This is a genomic window from Colwellia sp. E2M01 (genome assembly GCF_018860585.1).
Lineage (GTDB): Bacteria > Pseudomonadota > Gammaproteobacteria > Enterobacterales > Alteromonadaceae > Colwellia.
In genome coordinates this window covers 96,273-118,933 of sequence record NZ_JAHKPR010000015.1, presented here as the reverse complement: position 1 = coordinate 118,933, position 22,661 = coordinate 96,273, and the positions used below count along the sequence as shown (strand labels likewise).

The 22,661-nt window shown below is 36.8% G+C and carries 21 protein-coding genes; 13 read left to right on the top strand and 8 right to left on the bottom strand.

Annotated features, from left to right (window positions below; translation table 11 throughout):
* Positions 1-69: 69 nt before the first annotated feature.
* Positions 70-747, top strand: coding sequence for a hypothetical protein (locus KO502_RS02640; RefSeq protein WP_216021008.1), 678 nt, complete (start codon positions 70-72; stop codon positions 745-747).
* A gap of 112 nt (positions 748-859) precedes the next feature.
* Positions 860-1,318, top strand: a complete 459-nt coding sequence (locus KO502_RS02635) for a hypothetical protein (protein ID WP_216021007.1) — start codon at positions 860-862, stop codon at positions 1,316-1,318.
* Between the two features lie 1,039 nt (positions 1,319-2,357).
* Here the strand turns inward: KO502_RS02635 and KO502_RS02630 are convergent.
* Both KO502_RS02630 and KO502_RS02625 read right to left on the bottom strand, forming a co-directional pair.
* Positions 2,358-3,302 carry a hypothetical protein gene (locus KO502_RS02630; protein WP_216021006.1) on the bottom strand — a complete coding sequence of 315 codons (945 nt, stop codon included), beginning with the start codon at positions 3,300-3,302 and terminating at the stop codon, positions 2,358-2,360.
* 4 nt (positions 3,303-3,306) lie between these two features.
* Positions 3,307-4,362 (bottom strand): 2OG-Fe(II) oxygenase family protein, encoded by a 1,056-nt coding sequence (locus KO502_RS02625; RefSeq protein ID WP_216021005.1) that lies wholly within the window; start codon positions 4,360-4,362, stop codon positions 3,307-3,309.
* A 236-nt stretch (positions 4,363-4,598) separates the two neighbouring features.
* Here KO502_RS02625 and KO502_RS02620 point away from each other — a divergent pair, with 236 nt between their 5' ends.
* The 5 genes from KO502_RS02620 to KO502_RS02600 all read left to right on the top strand — a co-directional run bounded on the left by KO502_RS02620 (position 4,599) and on the right by KO502_RS02600 (position 11,962).
* On the top strand, positions 4,599-5,498 hold the full coding sequence (locus KO502_RS02620) for a LysR family transcriptional regulator (protein WP_216021004.1): 900 nt from the start codon (positions 4,599-4,601) through the stop codon (positions 5,496-5,498).
* A gap of 151 nt (positions 5,499-5,649) precedes the next feature.
* Positions 5,650-6,816, top strand: coding sequence for an efflux RND transporter periplasmic adaptor subunit (locus tag KO502_RS02615; RefSeq protein WP_252730459.1), 1,167 nt, complete (start codon positions 5,650-5,652; stop codon positions 6,814-6,816).
* 3 nt (positions 6,817-6,819) lie between these two features.
* Positions 6,820-9,927 (top strand): efflux RND transporter permease subunit, encoded by a 3,108-nt coding sequence (locus KO502_RS02610; protein WP_216021003.1) that lies wholly within the window; start codon positions 6,820-6,822, stop codon positions 9,925-9,927.
* An 11-nt stretch (positions 9,928-9,938) separates the two neighbouring features.
* Complete coding sequence (locus KO502_RS02605) at positions 9,939-10,628, top strand: response regulator transcription factor (protein WP_216021002.1); 690 nt, start codon at positions 9,939-9,941, stop codon at positions 10,626-10,628.
* Positions 10,625-11,962: a HAMP domain-containing sensor histidine kinase gene (locus KO502_RS02600; RefSeq protein ID WP_216021001.1), complete on the top strand. Its 1,338-nt coding sequence runs from the start codon at positions 10,625-10,627 to the stop codon at positions 11,960-11,962. The genes KO502_RS02605 and KO502_RS02600 overlap by 4 nt, the downstream gene beginning before the upstream one ends.
* Positions 11,963-11,967: 5 nt before the next feature.
* On the opposite strand, the gene KO502_RS02595 is transcribed toward KO502_RS02600, so the two are convergent.
* Positions 11,968-12,426, bottom strand: coding sequence for a MarR family transcriptional regulator (locus KO502_RS02595; protein WP_216021000.1), 459 nt, complete (start codon positions 12,424-12,426; stop codon positions 11,968-11,970).
* Positions 12,427-12,600: 174 nt separating this feature from the next.
* Here KO502_RS02595 and KO502_RS02590 point away from each other — a divergent pair, with 174 nt between their 5' ends.
* Both KO502_RS02590 and KO502_RS02585 read left to right on the top strand, forming a co-directional pair.
* On the top strand, positions 12,601-13,023 hold the full coding sequence (locus tag KO502_RS02590; RefSeq protein ID WP_216020999.1) for an organic hydroperoxide resistance protein: 423 nt from the start codon (positions 12,601-12,603) through the stop codon (positions 13,021-13,023).
* Positions 13,024-13,104: 81 nt separating this feature from the next.
* Entirely contained in the window at positions 13,105-14,034 is a 930-nt protein-coding gene (locus tag KO502_RS02585; protein WP_216020998.1) for an NADP-dependent oxidoreductase, read from the top strand.
* A 281-nt stretch (positions 14,035-14,315) separates the two neighbouring features.
* On the opposite strand, the gene KO502_RS02580 is transcribed toward KO502_RS02585, so the two are convergent.
* From KO502_RS02580 to KO502_RS02570, 3 genes are all read right to left on the bottom strand, one after another.
* Positions 14,316-14,921: a cold shock and DUF1294 domain-containing protein gene (locus KO502_RS02580; RefSeq protein ID WP_216020997.1), complete on the bottom strand. Its 606-nt coding sequence runs from the start codon at positions 14,919-14,921 to the stop codon at positions 14,316-14,318.
* A gap of 14 nt (positions 14,922-14,935) precedes the next feature.
* A complete protein-coding gene (locus KO502_RS02575; protein ID WP_216020996.1) occupies positions 14,936-16,186 on the bottom strand; it encodes a leucine-rich repeat-containing protein kinase family protein in 1,251 nt (416 codons plus the stop codon).
* A gap of 95 nt (positions 16,187-16,281) precedes the next feature.
* Positions 16,282-16,539, bottom strand: a complete 258-nt coding sequence (locus KO502_RS02570) for a hypothetical protein (protein WP_216020995.1) — start codon at positions 16,537-16,539, stop codon at positions 16,282-16,284.
* Positions 16,540-16,755: 216 nt separating this feature from the next.
* On the opposite strand from KO502_RS02570, the gene KO502_RS02565 reads away from it, so the two are divergent.
* From KO502_RS02565 to KO502_RS02555, 3 genes are all read left to right on the top strand, one after another.
* Positions 16,756-17,541: a SapC family protein gene (locus KO502_RS02565; protein ID WP_216020994.1), complete on the top strand. Its 786-nt coding sequence runs from the start codon at positions 16,756-16,758 to the stop codon at positions 17,539-17,541.
* A 174-nt stretch (positions 17,542-17,715) separates the two neighbouring features.
* Positions 17,716-19,122: a hypothetical protein gene (locus KO502_RS02560; protein WP_216020993.1), complete on the top strand. Its 1,407-nt coding sequence runs from the start codon at positions 17,716-17,718 to the stop codon at positions 19,120-19,122.
* 111 nt (positions 19,123-19,233) lie between these two features.
* A complete protein-coding gene (locus KO502_RS02555) occupies positions 19,234-19,881 on the top strand; it encodes a YjaG family protein (protein ID WP_216020992.1) in 648 nt (215 codons plus the stop codon).
* A 74-nt stretch (positions 19,882-19,955) separates the two neighbouring features.
* Here the strand turns inward: KO502_RS02555 and KO502_RS02550 are convergent, their stop codons facing one another.
* Complete coding sequence (locus KO502_RS02550; RefSeq protein WP_216020991.1) at positions 19,956-20,516, bottom strand: methylated-DNA--[protein]-cysteine S-methyltransferase; 561 nt, start codon at positions 20,514-20,516, stop codon at positions 19,956-19,958.
* Between the two features lie 40 nt (positions 20,517-20,556).
* The gene (gene rsmD, locus KO502_RS02545) at positions 20,557-21,192 is read right to left on the bottom strand and encodes a 16S rRNA (guanine(966)-N(2))-methyltransferase RsmD (RefSeq protein ID WP_216020990.1); all 636 of its coding nucleotides are present in this window, start codon (positions 21,190-21,192) and stop codon (positions 20,557-20,559) included.
* Positions 21,193-21,316: 124 nt separating this feature from the next.
* On the opposite strand from rsmD, the gene ftsY reads away from it, so the two are divergent.
* Positions 21,317-22,609: a signal recognition particle-docking protein FtsY gene (gene ftsY, locus KO502_RS02540; RefSeq protein ID WP_216021014.1), complete on the top strand. Its 1,293-nt coding sequence runs from the start codon at positions 21,317-21,319 to the stop codon at positions 22,607-22,609.
* Positions 22,610-22,661: the final 52 nt, after the last annotated feature.

Below are 22,661 nucleotides of genomic sequence, written 5' to 3'. Positions count from 1 at the left end.
TAGCCAACCGTACTTAGCCGCTTAGCAAAGCGTTAGCTTTACATCTTTAACTTGAGTAGCACATTCAATATGAAAAACATTCTTTATGGTCTAATTATATTTATGCCCAACCTTGTTGTCGCTTCAGATCTAGATTTAAAAAAAATAGATGTAAAAATCGTAAATAGTACCAATGATAGACTGTGTAGTAACCTAAAAGATAGGATATCCAACAAGCCTCAAGCACCATTAGAATCAAATATACAAGATGGAATTTCATTAATAACCCAAACTTCTGGTAGATACTCATATAACTCTGTCGATGGGCATAAAGCGTCTCTTAAAGTGAAATGGATGAAGGGAGATTTTTTTAATGATGGAAGTCTCATCACCGCCTCTCTTAGGTGTAGTATGTTACGAGGTATTTGCAGTGATGAACTTGTTATACACAACAAAGAAATTGATTACAAAAATAAACCAGAACAAAAGTTTAGTTTGAGTTATGTTCGAGATAGGCCGTATTTTCAATCGATGTACCACTGGCCATTTAAAGTTTGGCCTGGCTCAACCGTTTCTATGATGTTAGTTCGCGTTTCTCCTTTTACCTTTGAAAATAAAACATTTCTTCTTTTATCAGACAACTATGATAAAAAAGATTACTGGGCTGTTAGTCTTAAAAAATCTAACGTAGTGTATCCTTCAGGAAAGTACAAAGGAAAAGAAAGTGGTTCACTTGATATAACTTATTCATGCCATATGAAAAGCTAACAAGTCGCTCAAAGTGGACGCAAAACAGTTGGCTTGCGCTCATTCTTCGCTAATTTTAGCCAACAATTTTTGCGCCCGTTAGCGAGGCGTTAGCATTCATGGAAGGTTTGGTGTGAAAGAAGAGTTAAGCATACTTGTTCCTATAATTGGATTTTCAGGAGTTATCATTGGTGCGGTAGTCCAAGCAATTTTTAACCGTAAAAATCAAAAAGTAAATAACCTCTCAGAGTTACAAAATTCAGCTTACGCCGACTTCTTAAATGCAGCTTCAAAAATTGCTGTCGCACAACGACAGGATCAGCGTTCTACCGTTGAAAAAGAACTTTCAAATTTAGCTGATGCCAAATCAAGAATTTGTGTTTATGGTGATTCCAATGTAGTCCATCATTTAGCAGAATTTCTTCGAGAAGGCGGTACATTACAAACTGAACTAGAGATTTTATCTTTTACTCGGCTATGTATGGAGATCCGAAAATCAGTAGGAATGTCTGAAAAAGAATTGCGTTCATGTGATATTTCTCAATTGTTGTTCAGTGTAGATGTTAAGAACACAAAGACACCGGGGAAATGAATGCTAACAAGTCGTTAAAGCAGGACAAATAACAGTTGGCTTTTGCTCCTGCGTCGCTTATTTTAGCCAACATATTATTTGCCTCTTAACGAGGCGTTAGTTGGCACAACTTGTTCAAGAATAATTTTGTGTAAATAGGGCGGTTATCTCGCATAAACTGCACTTGTTTCTGTTCTTTTATGTGGTTAACTTTTTTGTCACTAACGCGTTAAATATTTTTTGCTAAACAGTTTTCGCCTAACTCGGTTTGTAAATTCAATTAGCAAAAGTGTTAAGGCTCAAATTCACGGTTAGTGGCAAGTTGTGTTGTGCTTTTTAGTTCTTACTTGCACCATTAAATTTCAGTGTTGTTGGTGAGTAAAATGTGTTTAACTATCAACCAACTAACAAGGCAATCAAACGGACAAATTACAGTTGGCTGCCGTTCGTGCCTCACTATTTTAGCCAACTGCAATTAGCCGCTTATTGTGGCGTTAGTTGGCACAACTTGTTCAAGAATAATTTTGTGTAAATAGGAAAGTTATCTCGCATAAACTGCATTTGTTTCAGTTCTTTTATGTGGCTAATTTTTTCGTGAAAAAGTAGTTTAGTATTCTTTGCTAAATAGTTTTCGCCAAACTAGTTTGGTAAATCCAATTGGCAAAAGTGTTAAGGCTCAAATTCACGGTTGGCGGCAAGTTGTGCTGTGCTTTTTAGTTCTTATTTACTCCATTAAATTTCAGTGTTGTTGGTGAGTAAAATGTGTTTAACTATCAACCAACTAACAAGGCAATCAAACGGACAATGATCATCCCTCGATAAAACGGACACCAAAATCTAACTAAAGATGAGGTGTCTATGCCGAATCTATAGTTCTTCGATAAGAAAGCTAACGTCCGTTATCGTATCATTCTGGACGTTAGATAAGTCATATAAACATAATGTTTTCTCTCATATTTAAGTGGAAGCTTATACTCATAAAAAAGCCTTTATTTGAATAGTGTTCAGATAAAGGCTGAGAATAAAGATAACCTAAGGTATTAAATATAAGGTGCGTTTTTTAAGTTAGTTTCTGCAAATAGCGACCAATGGTTTCTTGTTCAGCATCAAACCACTTTTTAGCACTTTTGTTCCATTGGGTTTTTCCTGAATAAGCAAAACTTGCTTCTATGGTGTCAATTGAAAAACGACGTTTTATTTGTTGATCGCCTTCCAAAAAGCATTGGGTTATTTCATTGGCTTGCTCATCAAACTCAAACCCTTCAAGACTGAAAAGCGTTTTACCAACGCGCTCAGGTTGCGTAGAAAATTGTACATCAAAGCCAGTGGTTAAATTGCCTTTTGCAATAGAGGTTTCAAAATTAAACACTTGCGTGAGAAAATTTTTGTCGTTAACTGATTTTTTAACTTGCTCTCTTAATGCGTTACTTTGCTCTGATAATGAAAGTTCATTTGCTCGACCTAATACTAAACCGGCCCATTCACTATTAATAATGAGCGCGCCGCCTTGATGACGTATTTCACCGGTAGTGAGGTTTGTTTCATTAATTAGTTCTAGGCTAAGTAAAGCACCGGCATTACGCGAGGTAATTCGCCAATCTTCAATGTAAGATTCATAAGGCGAGGCTTCTATCATACAGTCGCCAACACGAGAGAGTATGGCTGGCTCTGGCCAACGATTATGTACTTGAAATGATGTTCCGCCAGACCAGCTTAGTTGCTCGTTTTGCCAAGTGCTATCAGCCGACCAACCTTCATAATTAGCCAGTTGATACAATTCTTGTTCGTCGCATTTGTCCCATGCTTTTGTCACCATTTCACTTTCAATGGGCAAGCGTAAATCTATGGTTAAGTTTCTTCCTTGTAGCCAAAATACATGGGTTTGTAAGTCGGTTTCGCCACTAGCAAATGAAATACTTCGGCGTTTGAAACAACCAATCATCCACTCTGGTACTGTGTTTTTTGCGATGATTTGGTGTTGTTCAAGTAATTGTTGAATATGCATGTGATTAACCTTCTTTAATTGCAGCTTGGCCAAAAGATAAAAGCGAACGGGCATTGTCAGGTAAATTCACCTCGCCGCGTGCGGCTTTTTTTTGCAAATAGCTGAAGGTTTGTATGGTTTGAGCCAGTAAATGGTCGCCACAAATAATAGCTTCGTAAGATGGCTTTTCATCGTCATTCATAATGGTAGTATTAGGTTCAACAATTGTGTTGTAATCAAGACTTGAGAAAAATGGAAATGAATAACGTTCTTCTTTGACTTGTCTTACTCTATGTGATGTTGCTACGTAGCGACCGTTAGTTACCGTTTCCATCATGTCGCCAATATTAATGACAAAACAACCGTCAACTATCGGTACATTTATCCATTCGCTAGCACCATTTAGTACCTGTAAACCGGGCGCAGTAGGTAATAAAATAGTAAAAAATTCATAATCAGTATGCGCGCCAATACCTGAATCGGTTTCTTTGGCTTCAGGGTTGTCAAAATAATGAATTAGACGAAGCTGGCTAGGTGGCTGAGTGAGGTGTTTAGTGAATGTATCTTCAGGTAAATCTAACGCAAGCGCAAAGCCTTTAAATAATACACGGCTTAATTCAAGCATTGCTTCGTAGTAAGGTTTCACGCCTTTTTTGAAGTTGTCATTACTCGGCCATTGAGTGCTCGCTTCTTTTTCAAAGCGACTTAATAAGCTCGGTGAGTCTGGGCCAATGTCATAGGCCTCTTTTAAATCAGGTTTTTTCTTTTCTGTGCTGTAAAAACCTTCTTCGCCAATAGGGACATAACCTGTGTGATTTTTGGATAAGCCGATGTAATTAGACATTTTAGTGTCTTCATCTTCTTCGATAAAATAAGCTTTTGCTGACTGTTTTAAGTTTTCAATCAAGGCAGGGCTAACATTGTGTCCCTTTAAAAATAAAAAACCTGCATCTTGAGCGGCTTTACCTAAGCTTTTGCTTGCGGTAATGCGCTTATCAAGATCATCTGAAAATAATAATGAGATATCAACTACTGGTAGTTCGGTAAACGCGGTATGGGTGTTTTTTACAAGTGCTGTCATCTTTTGCTCCTTTATTAAGCATAGAGTGAATGCTGGTCGTCCAGATTAATGCAGTGATAAATGATGTTTCATTGATGACTGTTCGGGTCGTCCCGAATTATGTTAGTTAATTACTCATTTAACCAATCACATCATTTTATGTATACTGTTTATTTTACATGATAGGTGTGCAAAAAATGCACCGCTAGTGTCAATGTATCTGTACCGACCAATTTAACGCTTGGATTATCCATAATATGCGCCATTTACAAGATTATTTATTCTTTAAAACTATTGCGAGTGCGGGCTCTATTAGAAAAGCGGCTGACTCATTAACGATTACCTCTACTGCGTTAAATAGACGATTAATTGCAATAGAAGAGGAGTTAGGGGTTGAGTTATTTGAGCGCTTACCTAAAGGGGTGAGGTTATCGTCAGCAGGTGAAGTGTTTTTACATCATGTGAGAGAGCAGTTAATTGATATAGAGCGTGTAAAAAGTCAAATTTCTGATTTATACGGAGAGCGACGAGGTCACATTAATATTGCTTGTAGCCAAGCATTATTGCCTTTTTTCTTGCCTGAGCAAATTGCCAAATATCGTCACTTACATCCTAAGGTGACCTTTAATGTTAAAAAGCGAGATCGTGGTTTAGCGGAAGAGTCATTAAGAGATATGAGTGCAGATTTAGCCGTTGTTTTTGAGCCACAATCTTTGGCGGATTTTCAAATATTATCAATATCACGGCAACCAACTTATGCCTTAGTGTCGAAAGATCACCCGTTAGTGAGTAAATCAAAAATTAAATTTAGTGATTGTTTGCAATATCCGTTAGCTTTACCGACAGGGCAATATGGTTTACGTCGTATTTTGAATAAAAAGGCCGATAGCTTAGGGCTAAAGTTAGAGCCAATGATTGAGTCTGACAGTTTTGAGTTTTTACGTCACAGTACACGTTTTGGTGAATATATTAGTTTTCAAATTGAAATAGGTTTGCCTAAACATCTCGATGTGATGAATTTAAAAGCCATTCCCATTGATGAACGTGATGTGCCTGCAGGTATTTTGTATTTAGCACAATTAAAAGGGCGCACTTTACCTGTTGCGGCAGCTAAGTTTTCGCAGCAATTGATCACTGATTTACCGGTAAGTTTGTAAATAACATTTGGCAATATTGCTCTCAAATGAATGTTCTCAAATAAATAATATCTACAAAGTAAAATATTTTATACACCTTAACCTCGCCTTAACCCTCAGTTTGATATTTTGATAGCCATATTGGACTTGTTGATTTTATTAAGGCGTTATTATGTTTACCCCTACTCACTTTGAGAAGTATGCAAAGAATATTATATTTTTACTACTTCCTATCTTATTACTTGGTTGTGACGCTACTGAAAAAGTGGCACCGCCAATGGCACAAGCTGTTCACGTAGACACGTTAACCATGTCGGCCACTACCTTACGACTAACAAATGAATTACCAGGAAGAATTTCAGCATTTAAAGAAGCGGAAGTACGCCCGCAAGTTTCGGGTATTGTGCAAAGCCGTGAATTTAAAGAGGGAAGCATTGTTGAGCGTGGACAAGTTTTATATAAAATTGATCCAACAACTTATCAAGCTGCGGTTAACAGTAACAAAGCGGAATTAGATAAAGCGTTGGCAAATGAAGAATCGACAAAAAAAATAGCCGATCGTTACGCTGAGTTACTTAAACAAAAGCTAACCAGCCAACAACTTTACGATGAGTCATTTTCAACTTACCTACAAGCACAAGCCGAAGTAGCTATTAGACAAGCAGAATTAGAGAATGCGCAAATTCAACTGTCTTACACTGACATTAAAGCACCCATTAGTGGTCGTATTGGTATCTCCCAAATAAATGAAGGTACTTTGTTAACCTCTGGACAAGCTTCATATCTAACAACGATTATTCAATCAGACCAAGTTTACGTTGATATGCAGCAATCTTCTGTTTCGTTATATAAGTTAAGACAGGAGTTTAAAAAACAAATCAAAGAAAAGCCGACAGTACCAGTGACCGTAACCTTAGAAGATGGGACTCAATACAACGAAGTTGGTTATTTAGAATTTGCAGACTCTCATGTAGACAGCTCTACAGGTAGTGTAACTTTACGCGCTTTAATGCCAAATCCAGAAAATGTTTTATTACCTGGTACTTTTGTACGCGCGCATATAGCTTTACCCACTGAAAAAGTTTATTTAGTTGTGCCGCAATCAGCCGTAGTGAGAAGTCAGTCAGGTGAGCCTTCTGTATTTATTGTCGATGAAGCAGGGTTATCGCGTAAACAAATGGTTATTTTAGGTAGAGAAGTAAATAGCGGCTGGGTAGTTGAGAAAGGTTTAGCGGTAGGCGATAAGGTTATTATTAATAACTTACTAAAAGTTAAAAATAACCAAAACGTTATTGTTGATAGCAATACAACTGACATTGCACAACTTAATAAGGGGTAATTTATGTCTACATTTTTTATAAATAGACCCGTTTTAGCGTGGGTTATTGCCATTGTAATTATGTTATCGGGTATTGCCTCAGTACTTAATTTACCGATAGCACAATATCCCTCTATTGCTCCGCCATCAATTAAAGTAAGTACCTCATACCCTGGTGCTTCAGCAAAAACAATTGAAGACAGTGTGACTCAAGTCATAGAGCAAAGTATGACGGGGCTTGATAACTTACTATATATGTCATCACTTAGTGACTCTTCAGGAAATGCTTCGGTTACCTTAACTTTTAGTGCCGAAACAGACCCAGACACTGCACAAGTACAAGTACAAAATAACCTTCAGCAAATAACCAACAGATTACCGGCAACAGTACAAAGCCAAGGGACATCAGTGACTAAAAGTTCATCTGGCTTTATGTCGGTTACTAATATCTATTCACCTGATGGCACAATGAGTACCGAAGATATTCAAGATTATGCTAACTCAAGTATTAAAGACATTATTAGCCGTGTCGATGGCGTAGGTGAAGTCACTATTTTTGGTCCTTCGTATGCAATGAGAATATGGCTAGATCCCGCTAAATTAAATAGCTATAACTTAACGCCGGTTGATATTTCTAGTGCTGTGTCGGAGCAAAATAGCCAAGTAACGGTAGGGCAATTAGGCGGCACGCCTGCAACTGACTCGCAATTAATTAACGCCACCATTACCGCACAAAGCTTATTAACCAGCGTAGATGAATTTAAGAGTATTTTAATTTCGGTTAATAGTGATGGCTCGCAAATTCGCCTAAAAGATGTTGCTAGGGTTGAATTAGCCAGTGAAGATTCAAGCGTTATTCCGGTGTTTAATGGCTATGGTACGTCGGGTATTGCGATTACCTTAGCCTCAGGGGCTAATTCATTAGATACGCAAGAGGCAGTTGATTTAAAACTTGCGCAATTAGAAAAAGGTTTTCCTGATGGTTTAAAGCTGCAAAAAGCAACAGACAGTAATGCGTTTATTCGTTTATCTATTTCTGAAGTTGTACAAACACTTTTTGAAGCTGTCGGCTTGGTTTTTCTTGTTATGTTATTGTTTTTACAAAACTTACGCGCAACGTTAATTCCTACTATTGCGGTACCTGTAGTATTGCTAGGTACCTTTACTATTATGTCAGTATTGGGCTTTTCAATTAATACCTTAACTATGTTTGGTATGGTGTTAGCGATTGGCTTACTGGTAGATGATGCCATTGTTGTTGTAGAAAACGTTGAGCGTATTATGCACGAAGATAATGTTTCAGCGTTAGAAGCAACAAAACGTTCAATGAAACAAATTACTGGTGCACTGATAGGTATTACCATGGTACTGGTCGTGGTATTTATTCCTATGGCATTTATGGGCGGCTCTATTGGCGTTATTTATCAACAGTTTTCATTAACCATAGTGTCAGCCATGGTATTGTCGGTATTTGTCGCATTAACCATTACGCCGGTATTGTGTTCAACAATACTTAAACCGAGTGCTGAAAAGTCTAATTCTAATTTTTTTAATGCTTTTAACCGCTTTTTTGATGCAACTTTATTTCGTTATACTTCGTCAATAAAGCATGTGCTAACTCGACCTATTCGTTTTGGCTTAATCTATGTGTTATTACTGGCTATTTGCGGTTATTTATTTGCCTCGTTACCTAGTTCATTTTTACCAAATGAAGATCAAGGTGAAATGATGGTAATGGTGCAATTACCTAATGGCTCAACGCTAAATCAAACCGCTTCGGTGATGGAAGACGTACAACAATATTTTGAAGAACATGAAGCTGATACGGTGAATACTACCTTTACCGTTTCTGGGTTTAATTTTGCAGGTAGAGGGCAGAATGCAGCCATGGCGTTTATTGGCTTAAAAGACTGGTCTGAGCGAACCAATGAAGGCACTGATATAGACGCTATTATTCAACGCACTACTGCACATTTTGCTAATTATAAAAAAGCATCAATATTTGCCTTTAACACGCCACCTATTCGCGAATTAGGTCAAGCCAGTGGTTTTGATTTTTACTTGCAAGACGTTGGTAATATTGGTCATGACAAACTTATTGAGCTACGTAATCAGTTATTAGCAAAAATGGCTCAAAGCCCGATTTTGCAGAAAGTAAGACCAAACGGTTTAGAAGATAATGCTCAGTTTTTTCTTGATATTGATTATGAAAAAGCGAAAGTATTAGGGTTAGAGATATCAGACATTAACAACACGCTATCAATAGCATGGGGTTCAGCTTACGTTAATGACTTTATTGATAGAGGCCGCTCTAAAAAGGTTTATATTCAGTCTGACGCTGAATTTAGAATGACTCCTGAAGATCTTAACTTATGGTTTGTTAGAAATAGCCAAAATGAAATGGTGCCATTATCAGCATTTAGTAGCACCCATTGGGGTAAAGGCTCACCGCAATTGTCACGTTATAACGGTAACTCTGCTGTGGAAATATTAGGTGAAGCGGCTGAAGGTTACAGTACGGGTGACGCTATGGCTGAAATAGACAAACTAGCGGCTGAGCTTTCAAGTGATATTCAAGTAAGCTGGACAGGAATGTCGTACCAAGAGCTAGAGTCTGGAGGACAAGCACCCATTTTATATGGTATTTCATTATTGATGGTTTTCTTATGCTTAGCAGCATTATATGAAAACTGGAGTATTCCTATTGCGATTATTCTAGTGGTGCCTTTAGGCGTATTAGGCGCAGTATTAGCTATTATGTTTAGAGGCATGGAAAACGATGTTTACTTTCAAGTAGGCTTATTAACCACCATAGGGTTATCCGCTAAAAATGCTATTTTAATTGTAGAATTTGCCAAAGAGTTGATGGAAAAAGGCATGAGCCTAATTGACGCAAGTATTAAAGCCTGTGAAATGCGCTTACGTCCTATCATTATGACGTCATTAGCTTTTGTCTTGGGTGTGTTGCCATTAGTTATTAGCACGGGCGCTGGTGCTAATGCACGAAATGCTATTGGTACTTCGGTAATGGGCGGTATGATAGCGGCAACATTATTAGTTATTTATTTTGCGCCATTGTTTTTTGTATTAATTGTTAAGTTATTCAAAACTGAAACTGAAAAGAACGCTTAAAAGAGAACGTTATGAAGTCTGAAAAGTTAAGTTTTATTTTAGTAGAAGACAATATTGATCTTGCCGCGGCTGTTATTGATTACTTGGAGCTTGAAGGTATGCAATGTGATCATGCAGCTAACGGTGCTGCAGGATTAAATCTAATAAACACTAATGCTTATGATGTGATTATTTTAGATTTAAATCTTCCTAAAATAAGTGGCTTAGAGGTTTGTGCTCAATTACGGGCAAGTGGTGTTGATACGCCTATTTTAATGTTAACCGCACGGGATACACTCGACGATAAGCTTACTGGTTTTTCAAAAGGCGCTGACGACTACTTAGTAAAACCTTTTGCTATGGAAGAACTGATTGTTAGAGCAAAAGTATTAGCCAAGCGCCGCAGCGGGCAAGTATCACAACTGTCTGTTGCTGATGTCATGTTAGATTTAAAGCAGAAGCAAGCTTTTCGTCATGGCGAAGCATTAAACTTGTCGCCAACGGCATTAAAAATATTAGAGCTATTAATGCGGGCCAGCCCAGAGCCGGTATCCCGTGAAAAAATAATGCAACGTATTTGGGGTGACGAGCAACCTGATAGTAATAGTTTAAAAGTACATATTTTTAATTTGCGAAAACACCTTGATGGAAATGCAGCTAATAAATTAATCCATACTATATCTGGATCTGGTTTTGCGATGAGAGAAGGTAAAAGTGCATGAAAATAGCACCAAGTATTAAAATTTTTGTTTTATTCTCCATGCTAATGACAGGGATCACTATTATATGGGGGTTGTCTGTATTGAGTAATTATTACTTTATTTCAGGCATGGAAATATCGATGCGTAATAGCATGTTTGCTTTCGCCCAACAGCAAACAGGCGAGAATGAATTGAGTTTTCAAGGTACTGCAGAAGCTGTTGATGCGCCAACAGATCGTATTATCACCTACTCATTAGTGAAAGACTGGGAAAATGTACCAGTGATTTTTCAACAAGAATACAAGGTTGATGAGCTTTCACTGAATACGCTTTATAAACATTTAGAAATACCCTCGTTAATTGAGCGACCTAAAACTGGCTCGTTCATGATGAAAATCATCAAAGACCATGAAGAGTATTACGTATCGTTAGTTATTTCAAAAACAGACTCAAACCTTAAAAATTTGTCAAATATAAGTCATGCTGTCGTTATTACTGTAACAGGCTTACTGGTAATCACGCTATTTGCGTTAATTTTATTTTTTGTTATGCGACAAATTACTTTGCCCGTTACACGCCTAAAAAATTGGGCTAAAAATTTAAATAATGAACAGTTATTGCAACCGACACCTGATTTTCATTACAGCGAATTAAACACCTTAGCGACGTTAATACGCAATAGTTTAACTTCAGTACAAGAGAGTTTAGCGCGAGAGAAAAAATTCTTAGGTTATGCAAGTCATGAGCTTCGGACTCCTATTGCCACCTCACGCTCTAATACTGAATTATTAGAAAAGTTAATTGCAGCAGACGCACCTAAAGATAAACAGTTAACGGTATTAGCGAGAATATTACGCGCGAATGTGAACATGACTGATTTAACCGAAACTTTACTCTGGCTAAATCGTAGTGAAGATAAAAAACTTGTCGCGCAAAAATTTAATTTAGGCGAGTTAACTAAACAACTGGTGAGCGAACTTAATTACTTAACGATAGATAAAACCGTTGATGTTAGTGTAGAAACCGATAATACCGTATGCGAGCTTCCTGAAAGTGTGTGTAGAATAATTATTGCAAACCTTGTTCGAAATGCCTTACAACACACCAGTGAGGGCTTTGTGGTAATAAAACAAAGTGGTTACCAAATAGCTATTATTAATCAAAATAACGCTGACGAGACAACAGACAATACACTGAGGCAAGATAATTTAGGTTTTGGCTTAGGCTTAAGTTTAACTAAACGCATAGTGCAGCAATATCAATGGCAATATAGCACACAAGATATTGCTGGCGGAAAAGATGTGTTAGTTGTGTTTAACCGTAATGCTAATAATGACCGAGCTCAGGTTAATTAGCTTTGTTATTCACTCAAGTTGGCGAGTAAACGATCGCAACCTTGTTTAAGGGCTATTAGTTCTTCTAATGCCATTTTTGATTTACACATCATGCTATTAGGTATAGCTTCTGCTTTTTGTTTTAACGCGACTCCGTCAGCAGTAATATGAATAATCATTACGCGTTCATCTTCCTGACTACGGGTTCTTGTCACTAACTCTTTTGCTTCTAAACGTTTTAACAAAGGCGTTAAAGTACCTGAGTCTAAATGGATTTTAATGCCAAGCTCTTTCACATTCATGGTTGAATGCTCCCACAACACCATCATGACAATATATTGCAGGTAAGTTAAATCTAACTCTTTTAATAGAGGGCGATAAGCTCGACTCATTGCATTTGAGGCGCTGTAAAGTGAAAAACATACTTGTTTGTCTAACATTAAGTTTGAAGATTCGCTTTCTTTAGCTTTGAGTTGCTTAGCCATAATTTATCCTCTTTAAATTAAATTGTGCACAATATACTTGCGTTTTACAAAAACATCAATTATATTAACCTTAAATAAATTGTGCACAATTTAGTTGTTGTCAATTTATATTGTGCGATAATTCACGACACAAATTACTCCCTTAAATCATTTACAGAAAAAGGATATACAAATATGACTACTTTATATACTACATCAGCAACAGCACAAGCAGGCCGTAATGGACAAGTAACTACTGACGATAATAAATTAGATTTAGCATTAAGTTACCCAAAAGAAATGGGTGGTAGTGGTGCAGGTACTAACCCTGAACAATTATTTGCAGCGGGTTATTCAGCGTGTTTTTCTAACGCTATTTTACACGTAGCGAGTGAAGGTAAAGTAGCTATTAAATCAGCACCAACAACCGCAACTGTGGGTATTGGTCCAAATGAAACAGGCGGTTTCGCTTTAGCAGTAACCTTATCAGTTGAATTAGATTTACCCCAAGCAGAAGCAGAGCAATTAGTTAAAACTTCGCACCAAGTCTGCCCGTATTCAAATGCTACTCGTGGTAATCTTGATGTGAAGTTAATCGTTAATGGTGTAGCGTTATAACGATAAAGCAGTGACGAACACCTAAGAAAGGTATAGTGCTATTAAGTACTATATCTTTTTCAATTCATCAAGGAACAACTTATGCGCGCAGTTAGAATTCACCAATACGGTGGAATTGAAGCACTTCAAGTAGATCAAATAGATAAACCTACTATTAATGCTGATGATGTATTAATTGAAGTAAAGGCTTCATCAATTAATCCCGTTGATTGGAAGATAAGACAAGGTTATTTAAAAGACTTTATTCCATATGAACTACCACTTACCTTAGGCTGGGATGTGGCAGGAGTTGTGACCGTTGTTGGTAGTGATGTTACTGATTTTAAGGTTGGCGATGAAGTGTTTAGCCGCCCTGATATTACGCGTAGTGGTACTTTTGCTGATTATATTGCGGTGAAAGCTGATGAAGTGGCGCTTAAGTCAAAAAAATTAGATTTTGCTCAAGCGGCTTCGCTGCCTCTTGCTGGTATAACGGCATGGGAATGTTTAGTTGATGTCGGCAATATTCAAGATGGGCAACGTGTTTTAATTCATGCTGGCGCAGGTGGTGTTGGTCATTTAGCTATTCAAATAGCGAAAGCTAAAGGTGCTACCGTTATTGCAACAGCTTCAACTAAAAATCAAGCACTACTTGTTGAGTTAGGTGCTGATCAAGCGGTGGATTATAGTCAAGGCACTTTGCTTGAACAGATAGAACCCGTTGATTTAGTGGTTGATACTATGGGTGGTGAAGTACAAGCACAATCTTGGCCGTTATTGAAAAAAGGCGGTATGCTGGTTTCTGTGGTTGATCAGCCTGATGAAGCTATTGCAAAAGCACATGACGTGGAAGGTGCTTTTGTGTTTATTCAGCCAAGTCGTCGTATTTTAGAAGAACTGAATGCTTTAGTTGAACAAGAACAATTAATTCCGTTTATTGAAAATAGTTTTCCGTTAGAAAAGCTAGCAGACGCACATTTACAAAGCCAGACTGGCAGAACGCGCGGAAAAATTGTTATAGAAGTGAATTAATTTCTCTTTTGAATTTAAGATGTGATTTTATTTAAGTTCAGAAATCATTAATGAAAGTCGGCTATCTTTATAGGCGATTTTTCGTTTAGCGATATGTTTTAGTTTGTTAAATAAGCTTAAAAAAAACAATCTAATGGATTCCCGCCAAGAGAACGCGGGAATGACTGTGCTAGGAGTTGAGTTTATATCAAGGTGAAGCGTCACTCCCGAGGTGTCTTGTCGGGAGTCTATTTTCCTTGATGGTTTTATTTACTTAATAACTTAAGCCATTAAGTAAGTTATTAAATAAATAGGTTTAAAATCACTTCTCCGTGTGAAGACATTAACCAAGCGAATGCTGAAATATTAACGACAACGGTTAACCAAAAAACATTCCTAAATTCAGTTTTCTTCGATTTATGGCGCAGAAACTGTTGTGCAAATGCAGCACCTGGCCAACCACCTATTAACGCTAAAAAATGCAGTGTACTTTCTGGTGTTCGCCATGCATTACGTTGTGCTTTTGATTTATCGTTGGCATAGCTAAAAAAAGTAATAAAACTAGCACCTAAATAGAGAAATAGTAACTTTTGAGGTAAGTGCTCTAACAAGTAAGCACCGCTTAATAAGACAAGAAAAAATACTGATAACAACAGTGAAAATCGATTTACTTTTTTAGCCTGTTTCTTTACTAATTTCTCACCTGAAAATGTTGCTTGAGCAGCGCAATTTCTGCCTTGATTATCCTTTGTAATAGAAAAAGTTATTACATCATTTATTTGAGGTATTCTTTTTCTGTTTACAAAAGCGTTTTTATGAATAAATACTTGCGAACCGCCACCATTAGGCGCAATAAAACCGAAGGCTGTATCGGTATTCCATTGCACTAACTTACCTTTTAATCTCATATTAAATCCTATTTCTAAGAGGCTATGCGTTGCCTTAACGTGATAAACAATTCATTTTCTTTATCTTCTTCTACGCAAACACTTAATAGATCATCAATAAAATGATTAAGCGCACGATGTTCAATAGCTTGTACTTTTTGTTGCTGTGCCGGCGTTAGCATTTGGTAGCTTGTCGCTGCGCCAAAATCGCCAAAAATCATATCGCCAGTTTCGGTATCATATAAAGTGTTATGAGCATATAAATCACCATGACACACTTGGTTTTGATGCAAATGCGTAAAAACGTGTTCCATTTGCTTAACAATTTTATCAATTAAAGTAATAGAGAGACTGAAATTTTCAGGGAAGGTATCGCGTGTACAACTGTTAAAACAAGGCGGTAAACCGAGGTTTTTATAGTGCGATGGAATTAAGTTCATTATTAAAGCTAAGGTATTTGCTTCCTTAACCAAGGCTAATGATTGCACTAAATTGGGATGAATACCTACTTGCAAACAAGCTTGTAACTCATCTTGCGGGTAACCATCGCTAGTGACTTCCCCTTTAAATACTTTTACCGCTATTTCATCAGGAAATTGTGTTTGCGGCGTATTCCAGTGAGCCTTTGAAATAACACCAGAAGCACCTTGGCCTAATACATTTTCTAGGGTGTAACTTGCTGAGGAAAGACTTGGAACTGACTTAGTATTATGAGTCTCTTTAATAGCACTAAACGGATTACCGGCAAAAGCAAACCAAGCCAACTTAGGTAAGTTTAATAATTGCTCAGGACATTCAGTCAGTTTGTTGGCAGAAATTCGCACTAGCTCTAGATTGTGGGCATTGGCTAAGGTTTGCGGTAAGTCAGTTAACTGGTTTCCAGCTAAAGCGAGTTTTTGCAATCTTGGTCGTTCTCCCAAACTGTTTGGTAACAATTCAATTTGATTGTCGGTTAATATTAACCAGCGTAATTTTTTAGGTAACGACTCTTCGGCAACGGTTTTAATTTTATTTGATTTAAAACCAATCATCTCTAAATTAGGTAATTTTCCTAACACTTCAGGCAAATGATCAAAATTATTTTGAGAAGCAAAAATAATTTTCAGCTTAGTTAGCTGAGTTAATTCATCAGGCAACTCAGAAAGGTTATTATTTGATAAGTCGAGAATCTCTAAGCTGTTTGCGAGTGTTAATATCTCTAAAGGAAAGCAAAATAAGTTTTCAGATAATGTTAGCCGCTTAACACCATTAAGCTCGCCAGAGCGAAGTTGAGAAAGAGTATGCAAAATAAACGTCCGTGAAGATAATTAAAAACGGCGCTAGTTTACAATAAAATGACGTTTAAATCTTGGTGGTTAATATTTATGCAAAATATTCAGGGCTATTGGTGCTGAGGGTATAGTCTTAAATAATCACACCAAACACTAAAATGGGTGTGATTAAATCGAGTATCTGTTGCTGTATGCCAATTAGAAAATGCCCTAGGTTTTAAGCGAAAACGAAGTTTATAACCGTCTATTTCTATGTGGCAAAGTAAATTTTCTGTGGTTTCATTTTGAACTTGTACTTGCGCAAAACCATTTGTATTTCTTTGGTGCTTAATACTTATTTTAGGCATAGCTAATACGGCGCTTGACATTATTATGGTCAGTAATATTAGTGTGAAAAATGTTAGAAATCTTGTTGTCATTTTAAAAGGCCGTTATTAAATTTAAAGAATTTATATAAATAAAATTAAGTTTAGCATTGAAAGTTAATTTTGTGTCTCCATAACTTATAACAACGCAGTAATTTCATCGTATAAATTACAGTATTAATAAATATGTCCAACAGAGGCATTAATAAGAGAATAATTATGGCTAACTTCGTACCAATTAGAAAAGAACAATTACAAAACACTAAAATTGCAAGTAAACGTCATCTTGGGCATATTGCAAAACAGCACATCATTTCAGTTACTGCAGATGAATATGCGCAGGCTTCTTCAAGCTTCCCTATTGTGTTAGTTAAAACTCCTGATTCACCACGTCACCAAAGTGTTGCGATGTTAGGCTTGGAAACAAGTGAAAATTTATATTACAAAAATGATGAATGGATTGGTTTAATGCTACCTAAAAATGCAGGTTTAGCACCATTTTCATTAGGATTAGATCCTGATCAAGAGAACACTTTAGTACCTTATATCAACTTAGATAGTGAGTTTGTTGGCGAAGACAAAGAACTACCTTTATTTGATGAAGAAGGTAAAGAAACAGAATTATTAAATAATGTACAAAATTCTCTTGGTCGTTTATACGAAAACGAAAAAAGAACAGAGAATTTAATTAAAGAGCTTGTAGAGAATGACTTATTGCAAGAGCTTGAATTAAATATGGCTTTTGCTTCAGGTGAGAAGAAAAAACTTACTGGTATCTTCACTATTGATGAAGCTAAATTAAAAGCATTGTCTGATGAAAAAGTATTAGATTTTCATAAACGTGGTATTTTCGTTCCAATCTATTCAATGTTAAGTTCACTTGCACAAATTAATCGTTTAGTTCAACTTCGTAACGAGACAGAAGACAGAAAAATTTCAACAATTCAAATTGTTCCGGTTAAGAAAGAAGAAGCGGCAGCAGAAGCTGAAACTACAGCGAGTTAATTAAGCTGTAAATAATAGTTAATTAAATGTAAATAAAAGGGGCTTTTGCCCCTTTTTTGTGCTTTATTTAAAATAAAACTATTTTAATATACCTGTAAAGATAAGCCTGTGTTAATTTAGGATCAGTAATGATGAATCCTATTCGTGATGAATTATAGTAGTGAGAATAATAATATGGTCGATAATAATAAGCTCTCTAAAGATATTGAAGAGCAAATACAGAGTTTAGCAAGTGATGTTTATATACAAGTAGAAGAAAAATTAACACATTTGATCGCTACGGCTGTAAAAGTAGAATTGAGTAAAAATACCACTCAAGAAAGCAAAGGATTGTCTGATAAAGAACAATCATTGCAAAAAAACTTTGCAGAGCAGCAACAATTACAAGCTAAAGAAATTGAACAACTTAAACAGCTATTAGCAGAAAAAAGTGCGGATGAAAGTACAGCCAAACAAAATTTTCAAGTAGAGCTGACACAAAAAACCATCAATTATACTGAGACAATCGAAGCTCTACGTAAAGAGCTCAATCAGTTAAAACAAAATGATGATAAGAAAGTTGTTGATAAACAAAGCGCTGATAATAAGTTACAAGAAAAACTACTTGAAGCTGAGAAAAAACTGACAGATCAAGATCATCAAATTGATGGTTTAAAAGGTCGTGTCATGGTGTTAACTGAACAAGAGCAAAGTTTAAATAAAGAACTCGTTGCAGCTAAAGAAAGTGCACAGTTCAATGAAAAACAAAAAACAGAAGCTATTGCGGAAAGTAAGGCTCAAGCAGAAGCATCAGCTAAACAGCAAGTTGATGCATTAAATGAAAAAATTAAACAACTTGAAAGCGAAGCTACGAAAGTTAAGGCTGAAGCACAGCAAAGCAGTGATAATAAAGTAAAAGAGCTTGATCAAAAAATAGCTCAATTAACTGAACAAATTCAGCAAGAGCAAAACGGTAAGGCTGAATTACAACAGCAGCTGTCTGCGCAGCAAAAAGCAATTGATACTGAGCAAGATAAAAACAAACAAGCAGAGCAGCGCGATAAAGATTACCAAGCGCAAATTGCAAAGCTTACAGAGCAAGCAGCTAAAGACAAGCAAACGTCGCTTGATCAAATTAAAGCACTTAATGAAGGTACCGCTAAAGTTAAACAGCAACACCTGGATGAGATTAGTGCCATTAATAAAGCTGGTGAAGAAGCTAAGATCTTGCAATCTTCAGCACAGCAAAAAATTATTGAGTTAGAAAAAGCTCAAGAACAACTAATCAATAAACTCGAAGCTGGACAAAAAGAAATAGAAAACTATCAGCAAGAAGTTACCGTACTTAATGAGCAATTAAAAGTCGCTCAAGATAGCCAAGAAAGTACCTTACAACGCTTTAATAATAATCGTGATAAACAAGAAGCAGAAAACAATAAAGTCAGGGATACTATTAAGTTCTTACGTGATGAAAACCATGAGCTAATTACGGCTAGTGCTGAACAAAAAGCAGAGTTTACAGCTCAACTTAATGAGTTAGAGCATAAGTTAACAGAGTATCGCTTGAAATTCGAATATGCGCAAAAACAGCTAGCTAATTAGTTTTTGAGTATGTAATAACGGTAACAACCAAGTTTATTGAAATGTTTAATGAGCTTGGTTGTTAGCGTGTTAATTATACACAGTGTCAATTCTACAATAGAGTATATCTAAGTGTCTCTTCACCTTCCTTTTGTCAAACTAAGTCATTGGCAACAAATTGCCTTTTCTGCCGCACTGCTTGAGCGCATGTTACCTAATTATCAAATGTTTAGTGAGGCATCTGATTTTGGTGACGCGAAAGTGTTACGTAATCAACTTGATATTATTTGGCAGTGGCTTGCTAATCGTAATGCGGTAAAAATTAATATTGATGCGCAATTATTGAAGCTGGAACCACAAACACCTGATCCTGAAGTATTTGATTCCTTTGGTGTATTTCCTGCGCTTGATGCTTGTATGGCATTAACGGCTTTATGGCAACTTATGCAATTAAAAGCCCCTAAAAAGAATAAACCCGCAGACATTGATATAGAAGATATCAAAAGCATTAGTCGTCTTTCATTCAACAGTGTTAGCTATTACGTTGAGTTACTTTTACTTGATGAAGCTTATGAGTCAGAAGCTGTTAATGATGGCGAAGAGATTGTTATTAGTGAAGTACAAATGAATGAACATCCATTAGTGCAATGGGAAAAAGATACGCAAAATGAGCTTTTTGATTTCTTGAAGTTTGCCGCCGAAGATAAAAAGAGCTGTGGTATGGCTAAAAACATGAGCTTATCTGAAGGGCTTTCTAGCTTAGGTATAGAAATAGCATAACTATCATCTCTACTTAATACTAATTGGTAGTGTCGTTATATCGTTATGTTTATGGCTGTAACGATAATGAGTTTCTATCGTAGGAATTGTGTTTTTGCTTGGCGTTTATGAATAATATTATTAATATTAAGCGGCTTTTCTGAAGCTAACTTAGCAGTGTTATCTTTTAATTCAACACCCTCATGATGTAACAACCATAATTTACGTTCAACTCCTCCTGCATAACCTGTTAATGAGCCATTACCACCAATTACACGGTGGCAAGGTACAATTAACGCAATAGGATTTCTACCATTTGCACCACCAACCGCTTGTGATGCTTTAGGTTTATTGAGTTGCTGCGCAACGTCTCCGTAGGACCTCACCTCGCCAAAAGGTATTTTGAGTAAACAGTCCCAAACAGTTTGTTGAAAAGGGGTTCCTTGAGCATCTAACGGCACAGTAAATGTTTGACGTTCACCCGAAAAATATTCAACTAATTGCTGCTTACACTGCCTAGTAATATCATTTACTTTAGTCTCATGTGTTCGTGCAGAAACAAGTTTGTCACCACAAAATATCGCCTGACAAATGCCTTTTTCGGTCGCCATTATTTCAAATAAACCTAATGGTGTGTCGAGATAATCAATGAACATTATGCAGGCCTCAGTAGTTATTATGAAAAGTATAAATGGATTAAGCTTGATATTGGTAAAGCTGATATATCACCTGGCCGGCAACTTTTTCTTTTAATAACTGCCAGTTAGCGGGAATAACTTGGCTACTTTCTGATTCCATTTCTACATAAATAAGTGCTTGGTCAGCTAAGTAGGTTTGATTTAATAATAGCGCTGTTTGCTCTACTAATTGCTTTCTAAATGGTGGGTCAATAAAAACTAAGTCATACGGTTTTGCATCAATTATCGATGATGTAGCGGTTTGTTTCTCTTTCAGGAAAGAAAGCGCATCACTATTAATCACATTGAGGTTTTCTGCTTTAAGTAATTCTTTATTGGCAGACAATTGTTTTGCTGCTGTTCTGTTTAATTCAATGAGAGTTACCTCACTAGCACCACGTGATAAGGCTTCAAAGCCTAGGCTACCAGAGCCTGCGAAACAATCTAAACAGTTTGCGTCATGTAAATAAGGCATTAACCAATTAAAAACAGTTTCTTTCACTCGATCGGTCGTAGGCCGTAAACCTTCAGCCATCAATACGGGCAACTTTCGACCACGATATTTTCCTGAAATAATACGAATTTTACCAGCAGGAGTGCCTTGGCCCGATCGAGATAGACTATTTTTCGTTACTTGTTTCTTTGCATGCTTCATATCACTGACAATTTTACTATTTAAGTGCTAATATAACGGCAATTTTATCCTTGTTTGGCTCTTATACCAAACAAATTCATACTGAAATATAGTTAGGTAGTCAAAAGTGTCGAAGAAAAAAGGTATGTTGTCTTGGTTAGGCTTTGGTCAGAAAGAAAAGCAATCAAGCACTGAAGAAAATGACAAAGAATCAGTCGTTGTTGCGGAGCAAGCACCTGTAACGGAAATTGAACCTGCTGATAAAACAGTTGATATTGTTACCGAGCAAGAAGTTGAGCCGGTTGAGCAGGACAATACTACAGTTACAGCCGACGTTAATGACACAGCAAAAGCAGTTGAGGCTGTTGAAGATGCGGAGCATTTTGAAAAAGACGCTGAAAAAACAGTTGAAGAAATTGTTGAGGAAGAAAATAACATTACTGAGTCTGTAGCGCTAAATGAAAACGTTAACGCTATTGACGAGCCAGCTGTAATTGCAGAGGCGGAAGAAGTTGAGGAAAAACTAGGGTTTTTCGCGCGCTTAAAGCAAGGCTTAAGTAAAACACGACAAAACTTAGGCGGTGGTTTAGCTGATCTGTTTCGTGGTAAGCAAATAGATGATGACTTATTTGAAGAGTTAGAAACTCACTTACTTATGGCTGATGTGGGTGTAGAAACCACCATGAAAATTATCGACTCATTAACGCAAAGTGCTAGTCGTAAACAGTTAAAAGATGCTTCAGCTTTATATGATTTATTAAAAATAGAATTGAAAAAAGTTATTGAAGAAGTAAGCCAGCCGTTAGTTATTCCCGAAGGTGACGGTCCTTTTGTTATGTTAATGGTTGGTGTGAACGGTGTTGGTAAAACTACCACCATTGGTAAGCTCGCTAAGCAATTTCAAGCACAAGGTAAATCGGTAATGCTTGCTGCAGGAGATACTTTTAGAGCCGCTGCTGTTGAGCAGCTGCAAGTTTGGGGTGAGCGGAATGACATTCCTGTTATTGCTCAACATACTGGTGCAGATAGCGCTTCTGTTATTTTTGATGCTATTAGTGCCGCCAAAGCACGTAAAGTTGATGTGATTATCGCCGATACGGCAGGGCGTTTACAAAACAAAGCGCATTTAATGGAAGAGTTGAAAAAAGTAGTGCGTGTAATGAAAAAGTTAGACGTAAATGCGCCACATGAAGTGATGCTTACCCTTGATGCAGGTACTGGCCAAAACGCTTTAAGCCAAACAAAATTATTTGATGATGCTGTTGGTTTGACAGGGCTAACCATTACTAAGCTTGATGGTACTGCTAAAGGTGGCGTTGTTTTTGCTATTGCCGATAAACATAATATTCCTATTCGATACTTAGGTGTTGGTGAAGGAATAGATGATTTAAGGCCATTTAATGGTGAAGAGTTTATTGATGCTATTTTTAGTAATTAGAGATACTAGAATAACTGTGTTAAATTATTCTCTTGCTTAAATTACTCATTAA